The organism is Tardiphaga sp. 813_E8_N1_3 (assembly GCF_051811025.1).
In the GTDB taxonomy this organism is placed as follows: domain Bacteria; phylum Pseudomonadota; class Alphaproteobacteria; order Rhizobiales; family Xanthobacteraceae; genus Tardiphaga.
Genome location: NZ_JBPWQE010000001.1, coordinates 1,744,785 through 1,765,698 on the forward strand (window position 1 = coordinate 1,744,785; position 20,914 = coordinate 1,765,698).

Annotated in this window: 17 protein-coding genes; 12 read left to right on the forward strand and 5 right to left on the reverse strand. The window is 63.0% G+C overall.

Features of this window, described 5'->3' with window-relative positions; all coding sequences use genetic code 11:
* Positions 1-6 precede the first annotated feature (6 nt).
* The 5 genes from purQ to AB8A33_RS08085 all read left to right on the forward strand — a co-directional run bounded on the left by purQ (position 7) and on the right by AB8A33_RS08085 (position 6,275).
* Positions 7-708 (forward strand): phosphoribosylformylglycinamidine synthase subunit PurQ, encoded by a 702-nt coding sequence (purQ, locus tag AB8A33_RS08065; RefSeq protein ID WP_439092277.1) that lies wholly within the window; start codon positions 7-9, stop codon positions 706-708.
* A complete protein-coding gene (locus tag AB8A33_RS08070; protein ID WP_439092278.1) occupies positions 705-1,676 on the forward strand; it encodes a tripartite tricarboxylate transporter substrate-binding protein in 972 nt (323 codons plus the stop codon). Before purQ ends, AB8A33_RS08070 begins: the two co-directional genes overlap by 4 nt.
* Positions 1,677-2,027: 351 nt before the next feature.
* The gene (locus tag AB8A33_RS08075; protein WP_439095884.1) at positions 2,028-3,047 is read left to right on the forward strand and encodes a patatin-like phospholipase family protein; all 1,020 of its coding nucleotides are present in this window, start codon (positions 2,028-2,030) and stop codon (positions 3,045-3,047) included.
* Positions 3,048-3,051: 4 nt separating this feature from the next.
* A complete protein-coding gene (locus AB8A33_RS08080) occupies positions 3,052-4,506 on the forward strand; it encodes a GntP family permease (protein ID WP_439092279.1) in 1,455 nt (484 codons plus the stop codon).
* Between the two features lie 224 nt (positions 4,507-4,730).
* Complete coding sequence (locus tag AB8A33_RS08085; RefSeq protein WP_439092280.1) at positions 4,731-6,275, forward strand: L,D-transpeptidase; 1,545 nt, start codon at positions 4,731-4,733, stop codon at positions 6,273-6,275.
* A gap of 57 nt (positions 6,276-6,332) precedes the next feature.
* Here the strand turns inward: AB8A33_RS08085 and AB8A33_RS08090 are convergent, their stop codons facing one another.
* Positions 6,333-7,229 (reverse strand): LysR substrate-binding domain-containing protein, encoded by an 897-nt coding sequence (locus tag AB8A33_RS08090; protein WP_439092281.1) that lies wholly within the window; start codon positions 7,227-7,229, stop codon positions 6,333-6,335.
* Between the two features lie 145 nt (positions 7,230-7,374).
* Between AB8A33_RS08090 and AB8A33_RS08095 the strand changes: the two genes are divergently transcribed.
* The 4 genes from AB8A33_RS08095 to catC all read left to right on the forward strand — a co-directional run bounded on the left by AB8A33_RS08095 (position 7,375) and on the right by catC (position 11,232).
* Positions 7,375-8,373, forward strand: coding sequence for a Bug family tripartite tricarboxylate transporter substrate binding protein (locus AB8A33_RS08095; RefSeq protein WP_439092282.1), 999 nt, complete (start codon positions 7,375-7,377; stop codon positions 8,371-8,373).
* A gap of 92 nt (positions 8,374-8,465) precedes the next feature.
* Positions 8,466-9,671, forward strand: a complete 1,206-nt coding sequence (locus tag AB8A33_RS08100; protein WP_439092283.1) for an ABC transporter substrate-binding protein — start codon at positions 8,466-8,468, stop codon at positions 9,669-9,671.
* 91 nt (positions 9,672-9,762) lie between these two features.
* On the forward strand, positions 9,763-10,938 hold the full coding sequence (locus AB8A33_RS08105; protein ID WP_439092284.1) for a muconate/chloromuconate family cycloisomerase: 1,176 nt from the start codon (positions 9,763-9,765) through the stop codon (positions 10,936-10,938).
* A gap of 3 nt (positions 10,939-10,941) precedes the next feature.
* Positions 10,942-11,232 carry a muconolactone Delta-isomerase gene (gene catC, locus AB8A33_RS08110; RefSeq protein WP_439092285.1) on the forward strand — a complete coding sequence of 97 codons (291 nt, stop codon included), beginning with the start codon at positions 10,942-10,944 and terminating at the stop codon, positions 11,230-11,232.
* 40 nt (positions 11,233-11,272) lie between these two features.
* On the opposite strand, the gene AB8A33_RS08115 is transcribed toward catC, so the two are convergent.
* The 4 genes from AB8A33_RS08115 to AB8A33_RS08130 form a co-directional block, all read right to left on the reverse strand.
* Positions 11,273-12,472, reverse strand: a complete 1,200-nt coding sequence (locus AB8A33_RS08115) for a serine hydrolase domain-containing protein (RefSeq protein ID WP_439092286.1) — start codon at positions 12,470-12,472, stop codon at positions 11,273-11,275.
* Positions 12,469-13,377 (reverse strand): PhzF family phenazine biosynthesis protein, encoded by a 909-nt coding sequence (locus AB8A33_RS08120; protein WP_439092287.1) that lies wholly within the window; start codon positions 13,375-13,377, stop codon positions 12,469-12,471. Before AB8A33_RS08120 ends, AB8A33_RS08115 begins: the two co-directional genes overlap by 4 nt.
* A gap of 115 nt (positions 13,378-13,492) precedes the next feature.
* Complete coding sequence (locus AB8A33_RS08125) at positions 13,493-14,368, reverse strand: helix-turn-helix domain-containing protein (protein WP_439092288.1); 876 nt, start codon at positions 14,366-14,368, stop codon at positions 13,493-13,495.
* Between the two features lie 67 nt (positions 14,369-14,435).
* A complete protein-coding gene (locus AB8A33_RS08130; RefSeq protein ID WP_439095885.1) occupies positions 14,436-14,915 on the reverse strand; it encodes a PaaI family thioesterase in 480 nt (159 codons plus the stop codon).
* Positions 14,916-15,137: 222 nt separating this feature from the next.
* On the opposite strand from AB8A33_RS08130, the gene purL reads away from it, so the two are divergent.
* From purL to AB8A33_RS08145, 3 genes are all read left to right on the forward strand, one after another.
* Positions 15,138-17,342 carry a phosphoribosylformylglycinamidine synthase subunit PurL gene (gene purL, locus AB8A33_RS08135; RefSeq protein WP_439092289.1) on the forward strand — a complete coding sequence of 735 codons (2,205 nt, stop codon included), beginning with the start codon at positions 15,138-15,140 and terminating at the stop codon, positions 17,340-17,342.
* 200 nt (positions 17,343-17,542) lie between these two features.
* Entirely contained in the window at positions 17,543-19,051 is a 1,509-nt protein-coding gene (locus AB8A33_RS08140; protein ID WP_439092290.1) for a porin, read from the forward strand.
* A gap of 88 nt (positions 19,052-19,139) precedes the next feature.
* Positions 19,140-20,897 carry an MOSC domain-containing protein gene (locus AB8A33_RS08145; protein ID WP_439092291.1) on the forward strand — a complete coding sequence of 586 codons (1,758 nt, stop codon included), beginning with the start codon at positions 19,140-19,142 and terminating at the stop codon, positions 20,895-20,897.
* Positions 20,898-20,914 lie beyond the last annotated feature (17 nt).

Genomic DNA, 20,914 nt, shown 5'->3' on the forward strand with positions numbered 1-20,914 from the left:
CCCCTGATGAAATCCGCCGTTCTCGTCTTCCCCGGAATCAACCGCGAGCGCGACATGGCGCGGGCGCTCAAGCTGGCATCGGGGCAGGAGTCCACGATGGTCTGGCACGCCGAGACCTCGCTGCCCAAGGGCACCGATCTCGTCGTCGTTCCCGGCGGCTTCTCCTATGGCGACTACCTGCGCTGCGGCGCCATCGCGGCACGTTCGCCGGTGATGGACGCGGTCCGCGCGTTCGCGGCAGACGGCGGCCTGGTGATGGGCGTCTGCAATGGCTTCCAGATCCTCTGCGAGTCCGGCCTGCTGCCGGGCATCCTGATGCGCAATGCCAAGCTGAAATTCCTCTGCCATGACGTGCATCTGCGCGTCGAGCGTTCCGATACGGCGTTTACCCGCGGCTACAATGCCGGTCAGGTGATCCGCGTGCCGATCGCACACGGCGAGGGTAACTACACCGCCGATGTTGAAACGCTGAAGCGCCTCGAAGGCGATGGCCGCGTGCTCTATCGCTATTGTTCGCCGACAGGTGAAGTTGGCGATCTGCACAACATCAATGGCGCGGCCGCATCGATTGCCGGCATCGTCAGCGAGAAGGGCAACGTGCTCGGCATGATGCCGCATCCGGAAAATCACGTCGAAGACATCATGGGATGCACCGACGGCCGCGGTCTGTTTGCTGGTCTTGTCGAGCATCTGGAGCGCGCTGCGTGATCGCCGCTGTGGCGCGGCTGTCGAAGCTCGCCGCTACGTTTGCGCTCGTGCTGGCTACGTGCGTGTCGGCATCCGCCGATGATTATCCCAAGCGCCCCATTACCATGATCGTGCCTTTCGCGGCCGGCGGCACGTCGGACGTGATTGCGCGTGCGGTGGCCGAGCAGATGGCGACGACGCTGGGCCAGACCATCATCATCGAAAACGTCGTCGGCGCCGGCGGCTCCACCGCGCTGGCTCGCGCGGCGCGGTCTGCGCCCGATGGCTACACCATCGCTATCGGCAATGCCGGCACCAGTGCGGCAACCTACACGATCTATCCAAAACTGTCCTTCACGCCGGACTCCTTTGCCTCGATCGGCATGGTGGCCAAGACCTTCGGCGTCGTGGCGCTGCGCAAGGATTTCCCGGCGAGTGATCTCAAGGGTTTCGTCGCCTATGCCAAAGCCAATCCCGGCAAGGTCAATCTCGGCCATGCCGGGATCGGCTCGTCGAATTACCTGATTTGCAAGAGCTTCGTGCAGGCCGCCGGCATCGACGTCACGCTGGTCGGCTATCGCGGCGCGGCGCCCGCGCTCACCGATGCCATCGGCGGCCAGATCGACGGCGTCTGTGATTCCGCGGCCTCCGTCTCGCAGGCCATCGACGACAAGCTCGTGAGGGGCATCGTGGTCGGCTCGACCGTGCGGCTCGCGACGCTGCCCGATCTGCCGACCTCGGCAGAAGCAGGCCTGCCCGAATTCGAAGCGCAGGGCTGGAATGGCCTGTTCGCGCCGAAGGGAACGCCGCCGGAAATCATCGCCAAACTCAACGCGGCGGCACGCGCGTCCGTTGAAAGCGATCTTGTGAAGAAGCGTTTCCGCGATTTGTCGACTGTGGCGCCCGATGCCGATGAGCATGCACCGGAGGTGCTACAGCAATTGGTGACGCGCGATGTGGCGAAATACAACAAGCTCCTGACGCCGTAGTCGTCCGATGTCCGAAGGCGCTTCATTGTCGCGCCTCCACCATTTCAGCACCGCCCATTGTCTCATTACGGGGCGATGGCCTGATATTTTCCCCTGATATTTACTAAAGTCCCTCTGCAGGTCGCCGCGTGCAATTGTCGGATCCAGCGCGATGTTCCCGGCCAGGCCCCGGCCGGTTGCTTTTGGAGCGAGGTGGGCATCAAATAGCACGCAGAGGTCGCAGGGCTCGGTCGAAAGCGATCTGAAGCGGACTTTCCAAGTCGATTATGGCCACGTCTATTGCGGCGCGTGGTTTCTGAAGTGCTCGGCGGTTGACTACCAGCGTGTCTCGGCAGTTGGAGAAGCTGCATGATGAACCGAAGTCAGGTGCTCGTGGATTTGGCGCTCCAGGGCGGAGGCTCGCATGGCGCATTCACGTGGGGTGTCCTCGATCGACTGCTTGAGGAGTCGTGGCTGCAAATTGCCGGCATATCCGGAACATCGGCAGGAGCGATGAATGCTGCCGTTCTAGTGGACGGTTGGACCGCCGGTGGTGCCGACGGAGCACGCGAGGCCCTGGACAAATACTGGCGGCGCGTTTCACGTGCCGCGGCCTTCAGTCCGTTTCAACGCTCCCCCCTCGACCGCCTCATGGGACGCTGGTCGCTCGACACGTCTCCGGCCTATCTCTTCGCCGATCTGATGTCGCGAGTCCTGTCGCCTTATGATCTCAATCCGCTCGGCTACAATCCCTTGCGCGAGATACTGGCCGAGAGCATTGATTTCGAGCGTCTCGCCGGTGCGCCGATCAAACTCTTCATAACGGCCACGCGGGTGCGGACAGGTCGCGGGCGAATTTTCCGGAACGCCGAGATTACTGCAGATGTGCTGCTTGCGTCGGCGTGCCTGCCAACGATGTTCCGCGCGATCGAGATTGAAGGCGAAGCCTATTGGGACGGGGGCTACGCGGGCAACCCCACGATCACGCCGCTTGTTCGCGAGACAGATGCGCAGGACACTATCGTCGTGCAAATCAATCCGACCGAGCGACTGGAGGAGCCGCGCACGGCTGCGGACATTCTCAACCGTCTCAATGAAATTTCATTCAACTCGCCGCTGGCAAAGGAGCTGCGGATGATTGCGCTGCTTCGTCAGGTGGCGGATCCCGGCACCGGGGAAGGTGCCCGTTGGGCTCAAATGAAGACGCACCGGATCAAGAGCGACATGCTCGCGACTTTCGCCGCGTCATCCAAGCTCAACGCCGAATGGGACTTCGTATCCAAGTTACGCGACGAGGGCCGGCGAGCGACGGGTGACTTTCTAGACGCGCATGGCGCCGATCTTGGCGAGCGCTCGACGGCCGATCTCGACATCCTGTTGGCGGAGTGCTGACGTTATGGGGCTTCTCGGCATTCTCGTCGGGCTTGGTCTTCTCATCTGGCTGGCTTTCCGGGGGTGGAGCGTTCTGCTGCTTGCGCCGCTCTCCGCACTGGTTGCGGCGGCGTTCGGCAGAGAGCCATTGCTTGCCAATTGGACGCAGACCTTCATGGGCAGCGCAGCCCAGTTTCTCGCCCAGTTCTTTCCCATCTTTCTGCTCGGCGCCGTATTCGGGAAGCTGATGGACGACAGCGGCGCGGTCACTGCGGTCGCGAACTTCATCACCCGCCGCCTTGGCGAGCGCCGGGTCATTCTCGCCGTGGTGCTCTCGGGGGCATTGGTCACCTATGGCGGCGTCAGCCTTTTCGTCGCATTTTTTGTGATCGTTCCAATGGCCCAGTCGCTGTTTCGCGCGGCGGGGATTCCGCGCCGCCTCGTGCCAGCGACGGTCATTCTTGGAACGTCCACTTTCACCATGTCGGCCCTGCCGGGCACACCATCGATTCAGAATGCGATACCCATGCCCTTCTTTGGCACCACGCCCTTCGCGGCGCCGGGCCTTGGCATGATCGCGTCATTGATCATGCTGGGTATTGGACTGTGGTGGTTGCTCCGCGCCGAGAAGGCGGCCCGGCACGCGAATGAAGGTTATGGCGAAGAATTGTCGATCGCGACCAGCGCCGCTGCCGATGACGAGCGTTTGCGCGGGCGTGCTACGACGGCGCGCGAATTCGATCCGGCCGAAATATCCCACGGGCATCGCAGCGAAGCGGAAGTGCCTATCGTCAATGCCGTTCTTCCCCTGGTTGTCGTTGTCGTCGTCAATCTCGTGATGTCGCTCGTTGTCCTGCCCCGGCTTGATGTCTCCTTCCTTGCCGAGCAGCGCTGGGGCAGCACGTCTCTGTCTGCCGTTGCCGGCGTGTGGTCCGTTGTCGTCGCGCTCGCAGGAGCGACCGCGACAGTCGTCATCTGCAACTGGACGCGACTGCCTGCGCTGCGACAGACGATGGATGCCGGGGCCAATGCATCCGTGCTGCCAGCGCTGACTGTCGCGAGCCTCGTTGGCTTTGGCGCTGTAATCGCAGGGCTGCCCGCATTTGACATGGTGCGGGACTGGGCGCTGGACGTTAAAGGGGGGCCGCTGGTGTCGTTGGCCGTTTCCACGAACTTGCTCGCCGCGTTGACAGGGTCGGCATCCGGCGGACTGACAATCGCGCTTGATGCACTCGGTCAGACTTATATGGACGTTGCTACGCGGGAAGGGATCGACCCCGGATTGCTACACCGTGTGGCTGTGATCGGTTCCGGCACCCTGGACATTCTTCCTCACAATGGTGCGGTCGTAAGCTTGCTCGCGATCTGCGGCCTGACGCATCGCCAAAGTTATGTCGACATTGTGATGGTCGGCATCGTGAGCTCGGTTGTCGCTCTTGCCGCCGTGATTGCCATGGGTTCCGCATTGGGCTCATTTTGAACTCCAGCCCCAACCGCCGTTTTGGCCATATTTCGCAGTCGACCACGTGCCGGGTGTGGCAGTGAGCCACCTTTGTCCGGCGCCGTTTGTCGGCTACGAATGAACTTTCGCCGCGCTCGCCGCGTCAACGAGACATCGGGCAAGCGAAGCGGCGGCGAATTGATACAATCGCAATCAAACGCCTGTACGATTCGCGATCGGAAGGCATTTGATCGGGGAACTGAATGGCAAATCGACTGGCGACGGCGCAACCCAAGGTCGGGATGCGGCACTGGATATCTCCCGTCGTGGCGTTGGCAGCGATGATTGCGGTTGCCGCTCCGGCGGCCGGAGCCGCCGCAAAGCAGGCGCGTCCCGCCCGCGTCGTCGAGGCGACCGCGCCGCGCGAAGCAGGCGAGCCGATCATGGCGATCGTGTCGATCAAGAGCCAGCAGGTCACGTTCTACGACGCCGATGGATGGATCACGCGCGCACCTGTCTCGACCGGCGTTTCCGGCCGCGAGACGCCGGCAGGCGTCTTTGCCCTTCTCGAGAAGAACAAGGACCATCGCTCCAACATGTATGATGATGCCGCGATGCCAAACATGCAGCGGATCACATGGAATGGCGTTGCATTGCATGGCGGGCCGTTGCCCGGTTATGCCGCGTCGCATGGCTGTGTGCGGATGCCCTACGGCTTCGCGGACAGGTTGTTCGACAAGACGCGGATCGGGATGCGGGTGATCATCTCGCCGAATGACGCGGCGCCCGTCGAGTTTTCCCATCCGGCGCTTCTGATGCCGAAAGCCGAAGCCATCGCCGCTGCTCCGGGCCGTGTCGAGGTGCTCGCCCGCGAGGCTGCTGAGGCGGTCGCGACCGCCGACACGACGAAGAAACTTGCAGCGACCTCTGCGCGCGAGACGAAGCCGCTGCCGGCGGCCCTGCGCAAGCTGCAATCGCTGAAGGCGCGCGCCGATGTCGAGCTTGCATCCGCCGACAAGGCCGTCGTTGCGGCAAAGACCGATGAAGCCAAGGCACGGGCTGAGGACGCGAAGCAGAAGGCTGCCGCCAGGGCCGCGGAGCTCGGGGCGCAATTCGAAACCGCAAAGGCCGATACGGCGTCGAAGCTCGAAGCCGCCGCCGCTGCAAAGGATGCGGCCAAGGCGGCCGAGACCAAAAAGGTCGCCACGGCCAAGGCGGCGAGCGATGCCAAACTCGCGCTCGAGCCGGTCTCGATCTATATCAGCCGCGAGACGCAGATGCTTTACGTTCGGCGCAATACGCACAAGCCGGCGCCGGACGGTGGCGGCGAGGTATTCGATTCAAGCATCGAAGTTCCCGTCACTATCCGCGATCCCGGCAAGCCGATCGGTACGCATGTGTTTACGGCGATGGCGCGGAGCGACGCAGGCCTGCGCTGGAGCGCCGTCACGATCGACGAAGGCGATAGCGCGAAGGCGGCCCTCGACCGCATCACCATCCCGCAGGAGGTGCTCGACCGGATCGCAGCGACTGCGCTGCCACGGTCGTCGATCATTATCTCCGACGAGCCGCTCAGCAGCGAGACCAACTATCGCACCGAATTCGTCGCAGTGCTGAGTAATCAGCCCCAGGGCGGTTTCATTACGCGCAAGCCGACGCCACCTGCCGATCTCATGGCGAGCAGCGACGTTGCGGATGCCGATGGCTTTGGCTCGTTCTTCCAGCGCTGGAATGCGGAGCCCGCGCCCGCGCAGGCGCGCCGCAGGGCCGCGCCGTATCAGCGCCAGCCGCAAACCGGCTGGTGGTAGGTCGCTGTAGGTTATTGGCAGCGTTCCTCGCGCCATGCCGATGTCCGCTGTTGTTAGCTATGACGCGCGCGTGACGTGTGCGCTTTTGGTCGTCTTGCGGGCGATCGCCATGAAAGCGCGCGCGGCCGCCGTCTGGTAGCGATGGGCATCCCACAGCAACGCTCCGGAACGGCGTATCCACGGAGGCCCGATCGGAATGATCGCAAGGTCTTTTCGGGCGTTCAGGCTTCGGTCGGCGAGAACCGTCGGCAGCCCACCCGATTTCGCGAGTTCGATCAGGGCCTCCACCGAGTTCATCTCGACGCGCACATCGAGCTTTGTATCCGGCGGCAGCGACTGGTCGAGAATGCGGCGGGTCGCAAAGGCCGTGGTCAGGAGTGCCAGCGGGCGGCGGGCGAGTGCCTGTAGCGTGATCGACTGTTGTCGCGATTGATTTTGAGACTTCGCAAGCACCAGGACGAGCCGTTCCTCGAACAGCAGGTCGACGCCCAAATCCGCATGCTGGGGCGGGGCGAAAGCAATCGCGAGATCGAGATCCCCGGACAGGATGCGTTGCTCGACACCGTTTGCTGAGCCGACCTCCACGCTGAGCCGAACGTCAGGATATTTCTCGCCGAAGCTGCCGATGATCTTCGGCAGGAAGGTCGTGCTGTAGGTGTAGATGACGCCGACACGAAGCGTGCCGGCCATGCCGCCCTCCAGCTCGGCTATGGCGGTGCGCGCCGCTTCGGTCTGAACCATCAGACGTTGTGCATGCTCGCGCAGTGCATGTCCTGTCTCGGTCAGTTGCATGCCCTGGGGCGTCCGGTTGAACAGAACGGTGCCAAGGTCCTGCTCGAGGGCGCGGATCTGCTGCGACAGCGTTGGCTGGGCGACACCGAGGGCTTCCGCAGCCTTCGCCATGCGCTTGTGGGTCGCGATTGCCAGAAAATAGCCGAGACGTCTGGGATCCATGGCTGATTACAATCTTCTATCGCATCTATAGTTTTGACTGTGTTGGCCTATCACGCGTCCCGTGCCAGTGTTTGTCAATATCGGACCTGGCCGGCACGCTTTTGTGCGGCCGTCGAAACATAAGAACCGACTGGGAGGCTCTTTCATGCTGTCACGACGCACCTTATTTGCCCGGGCGACCCACGCTGCGGTGGCGGCTTGCTGTATCGCCCTGGGCGCAAACCGTGCGACGGCGCAGGACTATCCGACCAAGCCGGTCCAGTTGATCGTTCCCTTCGCCGCCGGTGGCGCCGCCGACATCATCGGCCGCACGATCGCGGAAAAGCTGAGCCAGACCTGGGGCCAGCAGGTCGTCGTCGAGAACAGGGGCGGGGCCGGATCGAATATCGGCATCAACGCTGCCGCCAAGAGTGCTCCCGATGGCTATACGCTGGTGCTCGCGTCGATCGCGGTGGCCGTCAATCCGTGGCTTTTCAAGTCGATGCCCTACGATCCCGTGAAGGATCTGACACCGCTGACGCTGGCGCTCGAGACGCCGAACGTGGTGCTTGTGCCGCCCTCATCGCCGATCAAGAACATCAAGGATCTGATCGCCTTTGCGAAAGAAAAGGCGGCATCGGGTGGCGCCACCTATGGCTCTGCCGGCGTTGGTTCTTCTCTGCATCTGGCTGCGGAAGTGTTCCGGCAGCAGGCCAAGGTCGAGATGACCCACGTTCCCTATCGCGGCTCGTCGCCGGCGCTGACGGATCTGATGGCCGGCCGGATAGATCTGATGTTCGACAACGCTTCGACGGCGCTTCCGCAGGTGCAGGGTGGCAGCCTTCGCGCCATTGCCGTCACCACGAAGGAGCGCATCGCAGCGCTGCCTGACGTGCCGACAATCAACGAATCCGGTCTGCCGGGCTTCGAACTCGCCAACTGGTGGGCCATTTTTGGTCCCGGCCAGATGCCGCCGGCACTGGCGGAGCGCATCAGCGGCGATATCCGCAAGGTTCTGGCAGATCCCGACGTACAGAAGCGTTTCGCCGATGTCAGCGGGCGCGTCATCGCGTCGTCGCCCCAGGAACTTGCTGCGCATCTGGCGCAGGAAAGCGCCAAATGGAAGCAGATCGTCGAGACGGCAGGCATTCGCGGCAGCCAGTGACCACGATCTCCGACGCCTATAGGGCGAGCGATTACCAACAAATATCACGCAAGAGACGCGCACTCAGGGTGAGAGCGCTCATGGAGAATGATGTGAAGAAGCTACTTTCAGGCCTGATGGCATCGGTCATGGTCGTCGCCACCTCGGCAGCGATGGCACAGAGCACCGCGCCGTTGAAGCTGGGTGCCGTCCTCGATATGTCCGGCCTGTTTGCCGACATTACGGGGCCGGGCAGCGAGACCGCAGCCAAGATGGCCGTTGAAGATTTCGGTGGCGAGGTTCTCGGGCGCAAGGTCCAGATCGTGGTTGCCGACCATCTCAACAAGTCCGACCTGGCCGCGAATTTCACCCGTGAAATGTTCGACAACCAGAATGTCGAGGCCATCGTCGATGTGGCTGGCTCCGCCACGGCGCTGGCTGCGGCCGAAATGGCCAGGACGCGCGGCAAGATCATCATGTTCAATGGTCCCGGCGCGGTCAGGCTGACCAACGAGGCGTGCGGTCCCTACATCGTCCACTACACCTACGACACCTATGCGCTGGCCAGCGTCACCGGCCTCGCCACGGTGAAGCGCGGCCTCAATAGCTGGTTCTTCCTCACGGCCGACTATGCGTTCGGCCAGGAACTGGAGCGCGACACCTCGAACGTCGTCACCAAGGCGGGCGGCAAGGTCGTCGGTAGCGTGAAGCACCCGATCAACACCTCGGATTTTTCGTCGTTCTTGCTTCAGGCGCAGAGCACCAAGGCCAGCGTGATCGGTCTGGCCAATGCGGGCGGCGACACCATCAATGCGATCAAGCAGGCAGCGGAGTTCGGCCTGACCCAGTCCGGACAGAAGCTGTCGCCCTTGCTGGCATTTATTTCAGACATCGACAGCGTCGGACTTGAGACCGCGCAGGGCTTGTTGCTGGCTGAGGCGTTTTATTGGGATCTCAACGACGAGACGCGCGCATTCGCGAAGCGCTTCATGGAGCGGACCAAGCGCGCGCCGACGTCGGCGCAGGCCGGCGTCTATTCCTCCGTCACGACCTACCTGAACGCGGTGAAGAAGGCGGGTACCACCGATTCAGCAGCCGTGATGAAGGTCATGAAGGAAACGCCGATCAACGACATGTTCGCGAAGAACGGCCGGATTCGCGAGGACGGCCGCATGGTGCACGACATGTACCTGTTCGAAGTGAAGAAGCCGTCGGAATCGAAGGCGCGCTGGGACGACTACAAGCTGCTGGCGACCGTCTCCGGCGACGACGCTTTCCAGCCGCTGTCGGCGTCACGCTGCCCGCTCATCAAGAAGTAACGCCGCGGCAGACGGCAATGCGACGGATCGCCGGGAAGTTGGTGGCGATCCGTTCGAGGCTCCATCCATGGAAAACAGGAAGACGCCTTTCATGAGCACCAGCGTGGCAGTCCGCGTCGACGAGGTCGAGACCCTCCTGGTCGATGTGCCGACGATCCGTCCCCATAAGTTGTCGATGCATACGATGAACAGCCAGACCCTGGTTCTGGTCCTCATCCGCTGTTCCGACGGGACGGTCGGAATTGGCGAGGGCACGACCATCGGCGGCCTCAGCTACGGCGAGGAGAGCCCCGAGGGCATCAAGCTGACCGTCGACACCTATATCGCTCCGGCCATCATCGGTATGGATGCGTCACGCGTCGCCGCTCTCATGGCCGATGTGAAGCGACGGGTCAAAGGCAACCGCTTCGCCAAATGCGCGGTGGAGACGGCGCTGCTGGACGCGCTCGGCAAGCGCCTGGGCTTGCCGGTGTCGGAACTGCTCGGCGGGCGCATGCACGACACCTTGCCGGTGGCATGGACGCTGGCCAGCGGCGACACCGCGCGCGATATCGAAGAAGCCGAGCGGATGCTCGATGCGCGCCGCCACAATATTTTCAAGCTGAAGATCGGCCTGCGGTCGGTGGACGATGACGTGGCGCATGTGGCGGCCATCAAGCGCGCTCTCGGAGATCGCGCCAGCGTGCGGGTCGACGTGAACCAGGCCTGGAGCGAGCCCGATGCACGGCGCGGCATTCCCGCCTTGGAGGCGGCCGGCGTGGACCTCATCGAGCAGCCTTTGTCGCGCGACAATCGCGGTGCACAGGCCCGCCTCAGCGGTCGCTTCGCCGTACCCATCATGGCCGACGAGGCGCTGCACGGCACGACGGATGCCTTCGACATCGCGGCGCGCGGTGCTGCGGATGTGTTCGCCCTGAAGATCAATCAGGCCGGCGGTCTGTACGATGCCGTGAAGATGGCTGCGATCGGCGATGCCGCGGGTCTCGGCCTGTATGGCGGCACGATGCTGGAAGGCGGTGTCGGCACCGCGGCGTCGGCCCAGGTTTTCTCCGTGCTGCCGAAACTCGCGTGGGGCACCGAGCTGTTCGGCCCGCTGCTTCTGACCGAGGAAATCCTCGCGACGCCGCTCCGCTATGGCGATTTCGTGCTGCAGGTGCCGACGGCGCCGGGCATCGGCGTCGAACTGGACATGGACCGCGTCGCATTCTTCAGCCGCGATGGCTACGCGCCGCGCATTCAGCCGGCCGGCGCAACAACAGGAGTTTGATCGATGCTTTTCCAGGTGGAAATGGACGTGCAGATCCCGCCGGGCCTCGCCCCGGACGTGGTCGAGCAACTGAAAAAGACCGAGCGTGAACGCGCGCAGGAGCTGCAGAAAACAGGCGAGTGGCGTCATCTCTGGCGGGTCGCCGGACGTTACGCCAATGTCAGCATCTTCGATGTGGCGAGCAATGAAGCGCTGCACGACATTCTGTCGACGTTGCCCCTGTTCCCTTTCATGCGCATCAGCGTGACGCCCTTGTGCCGGCATCCGTCGTCCATTCGCCCGGACGATCGCTAGGCGCGGGGCAGGCCTCCGTCAGCGGCAACCGGCAGGGGCCTCATGAGCACAATCTCGCCAGAGCATCGAACAGCGCGAGGTTGAGACGCTTCAGATCGTTGTCCACCGGCTCCGGCTGGGACGAGAATTTTGCCACGACCAGTTCGGCGCGCGGATTCACATAGAGGTATTGTCCGTGAATGCCGAGGGCGAAGAAGGCGCCGCTCGCGTTGCCGGTCTGGTACCATTTGTTGCGATAGCGGCCTTCCGGCAACCATTCGACGAATTTGCCAGCGCGCCAGGCCTCGGCGGAGCCGTTCGTGATCGTATCCGACACCCAGTCCTGTGAGACGATCCGGCGGCCGTTGACGATGCCGCCCAGTCGCATCATCTCGCCGATGCGGGCGAGGTCGCGCGGGGTCATGCAGAAGCCGCCGCCAGTTCGCGGGGTGCCGGCCGCATCGACCGTAATATAAGCGTCCTGTCGCGCGCCGAGCGGCTGCCACAGACGCGTGGCCGCAAAGTCATTGAAACGCTGACCCGAGGCGCGTTCGATCACCAGACCCAGCACGTCCGAATTCGGTGAGCAGTAGTGAAAGGGGCCGCCATGGTCGCCGGTGCCCTTTTGCAGCGTAGCGAGGAAGGCGATTAGTGAGTCCGGAGTATCTCCCGGCACTGACGGCTCGAGCAGGCCGGCGCGACGATACCTCGCGAAGTCGCCGCGCGGATCCTGATAGGTTTCCTCGAAATCGAGGCTTACCCGCATGTCGAGGACATCGCGTATCCGTGCATCCGCGAAGGCCGAGGATTTGAGTTCCGGAACGTAGTGCGAGACGGTCTCGTCGAAATCGATCAGGCCGTCACTGTATAAAATTCCCGCGACGATCGATGTCACCGACTTGCTCGCGGAGAACAGAATGTGCCGCGATTGCGCCGTGAAATTCGGCGCATGGTAATCCGCAACGACACGGCCGGATTTCATCACTACGAGCGCGTCGGTCGACGTTCTGCGCAAAACATTCAAGACACCAGCAACTTCTCCACCGACAGGGAACGTCTGCCTGAGCAAGTCTCCGGGATCGACAGGTGGGTCCTCGATCAGGCCCGGCGTTGCTGCAATCTGTGCCGTGGGTATGAGTTCAGACACGTGACGGAATGCCCAGACATTCCAGGGCGCCTGACGCCAGTTATCGAGACGAACGTCGCTTCGCGCAAAGCCATAGTCGGCTTCGAAAGCGGATGAGTGTGCGCGGCTGCTCATGAACTGATCTTCTCGCAGTCGGTCGGCTGAACGTCGCCGCCGAGCCAGCAGCCGCCGACTTGTCCGTCATCGAAGCTGAAGCGCACCTTGATCGCGGAGGGGCGATTCATGGCGCGTCCCTGGCGAATGGTGATCTGGCGCTCCGACGCATCCACCATCCGGTTCGCGAGGAGACCGAATGACAGGGCAGAGGCTGCAATGCCTGTTGCCGCATCTTCCGGGTAGCCTGATGAACTCGGAAACTGGCGGGCATCGATGACCTGCGCCTGCTGGTCGGACACGGCGTAGGGGTAGAGGCCGGTGGAGTTGATGCTGTTGCACAGGCGCTCCATCCTCGAGAAGTCAGGCTTGAGGCCATCAAGGATGGACACGCTCTTCAACGGGATGAGGGTCTTGATCCGGCTCGTCCGCGCATTCTGGATCGGGAAGGGCGCGAGGCAGTCGGAGCCGATCCCGAGGACGTCGAGAATGTCATCGACGCTTCGGGGCGTATCGGGAAGCGGCTCGATGATTCCTGCGGGCTGCGAGACCTCGACGGAGATGTCCTGTCCGGCGGGCTGGCCAATCCTCGCCTGAACGATGCCACTCTTCGTCAGGATCGTGATCCGATCGCGCTGCAGCCGGCCGAGCCGTTGAAGCAGCCATGTCGCGCCGACGGTGGCGTGGCCGCACATGGACATCTCGTGATTGGGTACCCAGAAGCGAAACTCGAAATCGCAGTTCGAACCGGGGGGAGGCGGCAATACAAATCCGCTCTCGTGACCGTAAGCGCGCGCGACCTGCTGCATCTGCGCATCACTCATGCCGGCAGCATCGACGACGATCGGTGCGGGATTGCCGCCTTGCGGGCCTGCCGCAAAGACGCTGACAAATCGAACCGGCGGTTCGGCGGACGTCGTGGCCATGTGATGCACTTTCCAACCAGTTCGCGCGTTCGCAATACGCGTCAGCCAACGCTGCACGGAATTCACCGGCACCAGGCTACGGAGGATGTTGCTGCGGCGCGCGTTCCAGCGGGCCCTAGATTTTGATCGGCCGGGCCATGCGCTTGCGGACTTCGCTTGGCGATTGGCCGTCTGCCCGGCGCATCGCATGGGCGAGCGCCGCGCCGCTGTCGAAGCCAACACGGAGTGCGATCTCGCCGATCGGGAGATCGGTTGCCTTCAGCAGTTCGTTGGCATTGTCGAGGCGGATCCGTTGCTGGAATTCTCCGATCGACGCGCCGGTCCCCGCGCGGAACAGTCGGGTGATGTGACGCCGCGAAACACCGAACCGTTCTTCCAGGGCGTCGAGCGGAACATCCCGGTCGGCGTGAAGGGTGAGATAGTCCCTCAGCTCCGCGACCAACGTCATGCCGTGTTCACGATGCGAGGCACTGGATACGGCGTCGCCGGTAAGAGCCTCGGCGATGCACTGAACGAGCAGGGCAGAGGACAGTCCATGCCGGACATGCGCATTGCCATAGGCATGCCTGCCATTCCCGACCAGCAGCGCCTGCAGGGTGCGCAGTCTGTCTGACCGGCGAAACAGTCGGGTCGTTGATGTCCTGCGGCGGAATTCGCTCAGCGAGCCATTCTCTCTTTCGAGGCGCTTCAGGACCGAGCCAGTTGCGTAGATGGCGACGTGGCTGTGCGCGCCGATCCCTGCGCGCGTCTCATGCGCCTGGTTCGGCGGAACGATCGCGAACCGGTCCTGCGACAGCCAGGTGCCTTCGCGTCCGGCTTCATGCTTGATCTCGATCGTCCCGCGGCTTGGCAGGATGAACATCAGGCAATCATGCCAGTGCCACGGCATGGCGTAATCGCCGCGGCCGGCGACAGCTGCGTACTCTTCGTCCGCGGTGATCAGGAGATCCGCGTTTGCCGTGTGACGTAATCGTTCGAATGAACTCAGCATGTTCGGGCCCACATGTGTTGTCGACAAACGTAGCAGGGGGCGCCCATGCCCGCCAATCGACGCCCGGTTACTCCGCCGCGATGGCCGCCGGCTTCGGTCGCTTCTTCACGCGCTTGATGGTGCCCGAGAAGGTTAGCAGCGAACGCTCGCCGGCTTTCAGAATGCCGCGCAAAAAGATCAGTGAGCCGCCGATGCGGGTCATTTCGCCGTGACACTCGACCAGTTCGCCTTCCTTAGCGGCGTCGAGGAATTCGCAGCCAAAGGACACGGTGATGCCGGGTCCCTGCAGCTCGCGGGAGGCCAGCGCAAACAGACAATAATCGGCGAAGGTCATGAAGCAGCCGCCATGGACGTTCTTCATGCCGTTGAGGTGCTTTTTCTCGACCCGGAAGGCGCAGCGGATGGAGCCGTCGGCCTCGACCTTGTGCCAGAACGGGCCGGAGACCGATTCGAAGGAATCCCGCTTCCAGGTGGTCCAGCCCGCAAATTCCCCCTCCGTCGCGGTATAGGCGTCGGCGTGGAACGGGATGGTGGCATCGGCGGGCACATTCACGGTCTGAACTCCTTGGATTGGCTGAGAAAAGTGTTAAATCCGATCCATCCGGCGGGCGCAATCCGGCGCCGGCGCAGGGCCTTATGCAGGCTGTTTTTCGAGCAGCACGGGCATTGCCGGGGCAAAGCTTGGGACATGCGGGGAACGGGCCGGAATAGGCCTTTTCCGCATGCTCCGATCTCCCTATGAAGAAGCCTTACAGAGCCAAGAGACCCCATGACCGAGCCAAAGATCACTCCCGAACTCGTCGCTTCCCACGGCCTCAAGCCCGACGAGTATGAGCGCATTCTCAAGCTGATCGGGCGGGAGCCGACTTTCACCGAACTCGGCATCTTCTCGGCCATGTGGAACGAGCATTGCTCGTACAAATCCTCGCGCATCCATCTGAAGGGGCTGCCGACCAAGGCGCCGTGGGTGCTGCAGGGGCCGGGCGAGAATGCCGGCGTGATCGATATCGGCGACAATCAGGCCATCGTCTTCAAGATGGAGAGCCACAACCATCCGAGCTATATCGAGCCCTATCAGGGCGCGACCACGGGCGTCGGCGGCATCCTGCGCGACGTCTTCACCATGGGCGCGCGTCCGATCGCCTGTTTGAACGCGCTGTCGTTCGGCGCGCCGGAACATCCGAAGACCCGCCACCTCGTGTCGGGCGTCGTCGCCGGCGTCGGCGGCTACGGCAATTCGTTCGGCGTGCCCACCGTTGGCGGCCAGACGCGTTTCCACACCCGCTATGACGGCAACAATCTCGTGAACGCGATGGCTGTCGGCCTCGCCGATGCCGACAAGATCTTCCTCGCCGCCGCGTCCGGCGTGAACATGCCGATCGTCTATCTCGGCTCCAAAACGGGGCGCGACGGTATTCACGGCGCGTCGATGGCCTCTGCCGAATTCGATGAGGATTCCGAAGAGAAGCGTCCCACCGTGCAGGTCGGCGATCCCTTCGCCGAAAAACTGCTGCTGGAAGCCTGCCTTGAAATCATGGCCGCCGATTGCGTGATCGCGATCCAGGACATGGGCGCGGCGGGTCTCACATGCTCGGCCGTCGAAATGGGCGCCAAGGGCGACCTCGGCGTCGAACTCAATCTCGATGCGGTGCCGACCCGAGAAGAGGGCATGACCGCTTACGAGATGATGCTCTCGGAGAGCCAGGAGCGCATGCTCATGGTGCTGAAGCCCGAGAAGGAAAAGCAGGCCGAGGATATCTTCCGGAAGTGGGGCCTCGACTTCGCCATCGTCGGCTACACCACGCCGACGCTGCGCTTCGTCGTCAAGCACGGCGGCAAGGTGATGGCCGATCTGCCGATCAAGGAGCTCGGCGATGAGGCGCCGCTCTATGACCGTCCGCATGTGCCGTCGCCGGTACTGCCTGTCGTGCATGCGCGCGACATCGCCGCGCCGTCGTCGATCCCGGATGCACTGGAGAAGCTGATCGGTACGCCCGAACTGTGCTCGAAGCGCTGGGTGTGGGAGCAGTATGACCACGTCATTCTCGGCAACACCGTGCAGCGCCCCGGCGGCGACGCCGCGGTGGTGCGCATCGAGGACGGCCCCAAGGGTCTGGCGATGTCGGTCGACGTCACGCCGCGCTATTGCGAGGCAGATCCGGTCGAGGGCGGCAAGCAGGCCGTCGCCGAAGCCTGGCGCAACATCACTGCCGTGGGCGGCAAGCCGCTAGCGGTGACTGACAATCTCAACTTCGGCAATCCGGAGCGGCCCGAGATCATGGGCCAGCTCGTGGGCTGCCTGAAGGGCATCGCGGAAGCCTGCATTACGCTCGACTTCCCGATCGTGTCCGGCAACGTCTCGCTCTACAACGAGACCAACGGTCGCGGCATTCTGCCAACGCCGTCGATCGGCGGCGTCGGTGTGCTCGACGATTTCACCAAGTCCGCGACGCTGGCGTTCAAGAAGCCCGGTGAAGCGATCCTGCTGATCGGCGAAACGAAGGGCTGGCTCGGCCAGTCGGTCTATCTGCGCGACATCTGTGGCAAGGAAGAGGGCGCTCCGCCGCCGGTCGACCTCGCTACCGAGAAGCGCAACGGCGACGTGGTGCGCGGCATGATCCATGCGGGCACCGCGACCGCCGTGCATGACATTGCCGATGGTGGCTTGCTGGTGGCGCTCACCGAAATGGCGATGGCCTCCGGCATCGGTGCCAAGCTCGATGCCGCGCCGTCATCGACGGTGCCGCACGCATTTTGGTTCGGCGAGGATCAGGCGCGCTACATCGTGACCGTCGCGGAAGATCAGTTGCTGACCGTGCTGTCGAAGCTGAAGAATGTTGGCGTGCCCTGCGTGCAGATCGGCAAGACTGGCGGCCATGCCGTGGCCATTGCCGGCGAGCGTGCCGTTGATATCAAGGCGCTCGTGCATGCCCATGAGAGCTGGTTGCCGAACTACATGAGCGGCAAGGCGTAAGCGACATCGCTCTCAGCTATTGTCGCCCGGTCAGGCCGGGCGACAATAGCGATGACGTTCGAGCGCAGTTGTCCGGGCCAATGTGGCGCGGCTGCAAATCGTATCGAAATTACCTTCATTCACCGATAGGTAGTTTTTCTCGTACTTGCCGCCCGGCGCTTTACAGGCATAATTTGCACGGAGCTAACGGGAGGCTCGGAGTGCGAAGCTCGACATTGCCTGCTGCTTTGATCATTGCAGCCACTGGCGCCTGCTTCCAGGGGACCGCGTTGGCCGCCGACATTGCCGCGAACGGAACTCCTGCGGCAACGACGACTTCCCTGCCGAGGGCCTGCGCCGATGGCCGGGACTTCATCAGCACGGATTGCCAGCTAACCTGGCACGGCATCACGGTCTACGGCACGATCGACATGGGGGGCGGCTGGCAGAGCCATGGCGCATCGTGGGATCCGCGATCCGCTGTCGGAGCCTCATACCTGATCCAGAAACAGAACAATTCGCCGCGCTGGAGCCTTGCTCCCAACGGTTTGAGCAATTCCACCATTGGCGTCAAAGGAGCCCTGCCGATCGGCGGCGACGTCTCCGGTGTCTTTGCTGTCGATGCGGGTTTCGACCCGTACTCGTTGCGACTATCGAATGGGCCGGGATCGGTCGCTGCAAATGCCGGCGTCCCGCAAAACCTCGCAACCGCGTTCTCCGATTCCAGCCGGGCAGGGCAGTGGTACAACGGCGTCGGTTATGTCGGCGTCAGTTCTCCAACCTACGGCACTCTGACAGTTTTCAGACAGAACTCACTGACCCTTGACGCTGTCTTCGATTACGATCCCTTCGGCGGCTCCTACGCCTTCTCCCCTATCGGCTTTCAGGGAATCACATGCGGCGGTGGCAACACCGAGAACTGTAGAAACTCGACGTCGTTGAAATATAAGGTCAATGTCGGTCAATTCCGCGCGGCTGCGCTATGGCAGTTCGGCGGCTACGCCGACAACAATGGCTCAAATGGTGCGTATCAGTTCCAAGTCGGAGGCGACATCCGATCGTTGGGCACCGGCGTGCTTTCGATCGACGTGATTTACAGCTTTGTCAGGGATTCAGTGTCGCTCGCACTTGCGCCGGGAAGCAACAACGCCAACGGGGTGCCGATACCGCCGTTCTTGCCGCAGACTCTGACAGCGACGATCTCCGACAATGAAGCCGTGATGCTGGTCGCGAAATACACCAATGGACCGCTGAAGCTCTACTCGGGTTACGAACATATTCGATATGCAGCGCCGAGCAATCCGCAGACAGCCTTTACCACGATTGCAGGTGACTTTGTTTGTCAGGGCTGCGCGGGATTCAACAACACGAATATCAACAACACTGCATTCGGTATGAATGGTCTGGGAAACAAGACGTTCCAGGTGATGTGGGTGGGCGGAAAATACGCTGTGACTGAAAATCTAGATGTGATCGGCGCCTATTATCATTATATCCAGAACTCCTTCTTCGGCACCGCCGCCGGGGGCCTCGCCCCCTGTTCGGGCACCGAGCATGCGCAATGCGCCGGAACGTTCGACGGGATTTCTGCCGCTGTCGATTGGCGGTTTGCGCCGAAGTGGGACCTCTATTCGGGCATCATGTTCACGCAGGTGAGTGGCGGATTGGCCTCTGGCTTTCTCCAGCGCAACAACATCGCTCCAACGGTGGGCTTGCGGTTCCGCTTCTGAAAGCCGGGCAGAAAAATCTGCGAGAGCGGCGTTGGCGGCGAAGGTGGCGATGCTAGACTGCATCCTGCAGTCGCGGGGAGACGACGTCATGGCTCGCTTGCTTTCGGTCAATGTGGGCCTGCCGCGCGATATCCCGTGGCAAGGCAAGACTGTTCACACCGCGATCTGGAAAGCGCCGGTTCAGGGCCGGCGCATGGTCCGCCGCCTCAATATTGACGGCGACGGGCAGGGCGATCTGGCCGGACATGGTGGCGAGCACCGCGCGGTGTTCGTCTATCAAATGGACTCCTATCGCTTCTGGCAAAGCGAACTCGGCCGCAATGATTTCAGCTATGGACAATTCGGCGAGAATTTTACGGTCGACGGCCTGACAGACCGCGAGGTCTGTATCGGGGACCGCTACCGGATCGGCAGTGCGTTGTTCGAAGTGACGCAGCCGCGCGTCACCTGTTATCGCGTGGGCATCCGCATGAATGAGCCGCAAATGGCCGCGCTGCTGGTTGCGCGCGGCAGGCCCGGTTTCTATCTGCGCGTCATCGAGGAAGGCGAGGTCGGGGCCGGCGACGAGATCGTTCAGGTCACGGCCGGTGCTGAGCGCATGAGTGTCGCAGAGATCGACGCGCTGCTTTACAGGCCCGGTCACCCCCGCAGCGAGCTTCTTCGCGCGCTGCGCATTCCCGCGCTCAGCGCAGGCTGGCGCGGATCCTTCGAGGCGCTGCTCGCGCAAGAGGACAATGGCGGAGCGACGGGAAATGCCGGGCTTGGTCCGGCGTCTACGCCACCGGCCTGGGCCGGCTTCCGTCCGCTACGCGTGTCGCGCAAGGTCAGCGAAAGCAGCAGCGTGATGTCCCTCGAGCTTGAATCGGCGGATCAACGTCCGCTGGCGGCGGCGCTTCCCGGCCAGTTCGTCGTATTGCGCCTTGGTCTTGCGCCGGGCACGCCGGCGCTGCTGCGCAGCTATTCGCTGTCCGGCGAACCCAGCGACCGCTGCTATCGTATCAGCGTCAAGCACGAGCCGCATGGCGCCGCGAGCGGCTATATCGACGAGAACGTGCAAATCGGCGACGTGCTGGAAGTGAGTGCGCCGCGCGGCAGCTTCACACTTCGGCCGGGCGATGGTCCGGTCGTGCTGCTGAGCGCCGGAGTCGGAGTGACGCCTGTCATGGCGATGCTGCACGCATTGGCGGCCGAGGCGTCGCCGCGACATATCTGGTGGCTCCACGGCGCCCGCCATGGACGCGAGCATCCGTTTGCCCAGGAGGCAAAAGCGATGCTCAAGGCCTTGGCGCACGGCCATCGCCACATCCGCTATAGCGCGCCCGATCCTGCAGACAGATTAGGTGCGGATTTCGATGCCCAGGGACATCTGGACATGGCAGTGCTGCGCGAGCTCAACATCCCGCGCGACGCTGACTTCTTCATTTGCGGGCCGTCGGCTTTTATCAGCGAACTGAGCGCGGGGCTTGCAGCCTGGGGCGTTGCCAAAACCCGTATCCATGCCGAGCTGTTCGGCGCCGGTCCTTCAAGCACTCCGGGTATCGCCGCCTCTCCGCAGCGGCCGCCGCATCTGCCGGAAGGGCCCACAGGCGAGGGACCGCTGGTGTCGTTCGCGCGAAGCGGCCTGAATGTGCATTGGGGGCCGGCGTTTCAGAACCTGCTCGAGCTTGCCGAAGCGTGCGACGTGCCGGTGCGGTGGTCGTGCCGCACGGGCGTCTGTCACTCCTGCGAAAGCGGGCTTGTGGCCGGGACAATCACGTATCAGCCGGATCCCGTCGATGCGCCGGCGGCCGGCAATGTGCTGATCTGCTGCGCCCGGCCGGAGGGCGATGTGGTCGTCGATCTCTGACGCGATCGCGCAGGCGC

What these genes read in the sequence shown, in the direction of transcription:
- AB8A33_RS08085 (WP_439092280.1), top strand. Translation starts at nt 4,731, where the DNA reads ATGGCAAATCGACTGGCGACGGCGCAACCCAAGGTCGGGATGCGGCAC.
- catC (WP_439092285.1), top strand. Translation starts at nt 10,942, where the DNA reads ATGCTTTTCCAGGTGGAAATGGACGTGCAGATCCCGCCGGGCCTCGCC.
- AB8A33_RS08115 (WP_439092286.1), bottom strand. Translation starts at nt 12,472, where the DNA reads ATGAGCAGCCGCGCACACTCATCCGCTTTCGAAGCCGACTATGGCTTT.
- AB8A33_RS08075 (WP_439095884.1), top strand. Translation starts at nt 2,028, where the DNA reads ATGAACCGAAGTCAGGTGCTCGTGGATTTGGCGCTCCAGGGCGGAGGC.
- AB8A33_RS08145 (WP_439092291.1), top strand. Translation starts at nt 19,140, where the DNA reads ATGGCTCGCTTGCTTTCGGTCAATGTGGGCCTGCCGCGCGATATCCCG.
- AB8A33_RS08125 (WP_439092288.1), bottom strand. Translation starts at nt 14,368, where the DNA reads ATGCTGAGTTCATTCGAACGATTACGTCACACGGCAAACGCGGATCTC.
- AB8A33_RS08095 (WP_439092282.1), top strand. Translation starts at nt 7,375, where the DNA reads ATGCTGTCACGACGCACCTTATTTGCCCGGGCGACCCACGCTGCGGTG.
- AB8A33_RS08080 (WP_439092279.1), top strand. Translation starts at nt 3,052, where the DNA reads ATGGGGCTTCTCGGCATTCTCGTCGGGCTTGGTCTTCTCATCTGGCTG.
- purQ (WP_439092277.1), top strand. Translation starts at nt 7, where the DNA reads ATGAAATCCGCCGTTCTCGTCTTCCCCGGAATCAACCGCGAGCGCGAC.
- purL (WP_439092289.1), top strand. Translation starts at nt 15,138, where the DNA reads ATGACCGAGCCAAAGATCACTCCCGAACTCGTCGCTTCCCACGGCCTC.
- AB8A33_RS08120 (WP_439092287.1), bottom strand. Translation starts at nt 13,377, where the DNA reads ATGGCCACGACGTCCGCCGAACCGCCGGTTCGATTTGTCAGCGTCTTT.
- AB8A33_RS08105 (WP_439092284.1), top strand. Translation starts at nt 9,763, where the DNA reads ATGAGCACCAGCGTGGCAGTCCGCGTCGACGAGGTCGAGACCCTCCTG.
- AB8A33_RS08090 (WP_439092281.1), bottom strand. Translation starts at nt 7,229, where the DNA reads ATGGATCCCAGACGTCTCGGCTATTTTCTGGCAATCGCGACCCACAAG.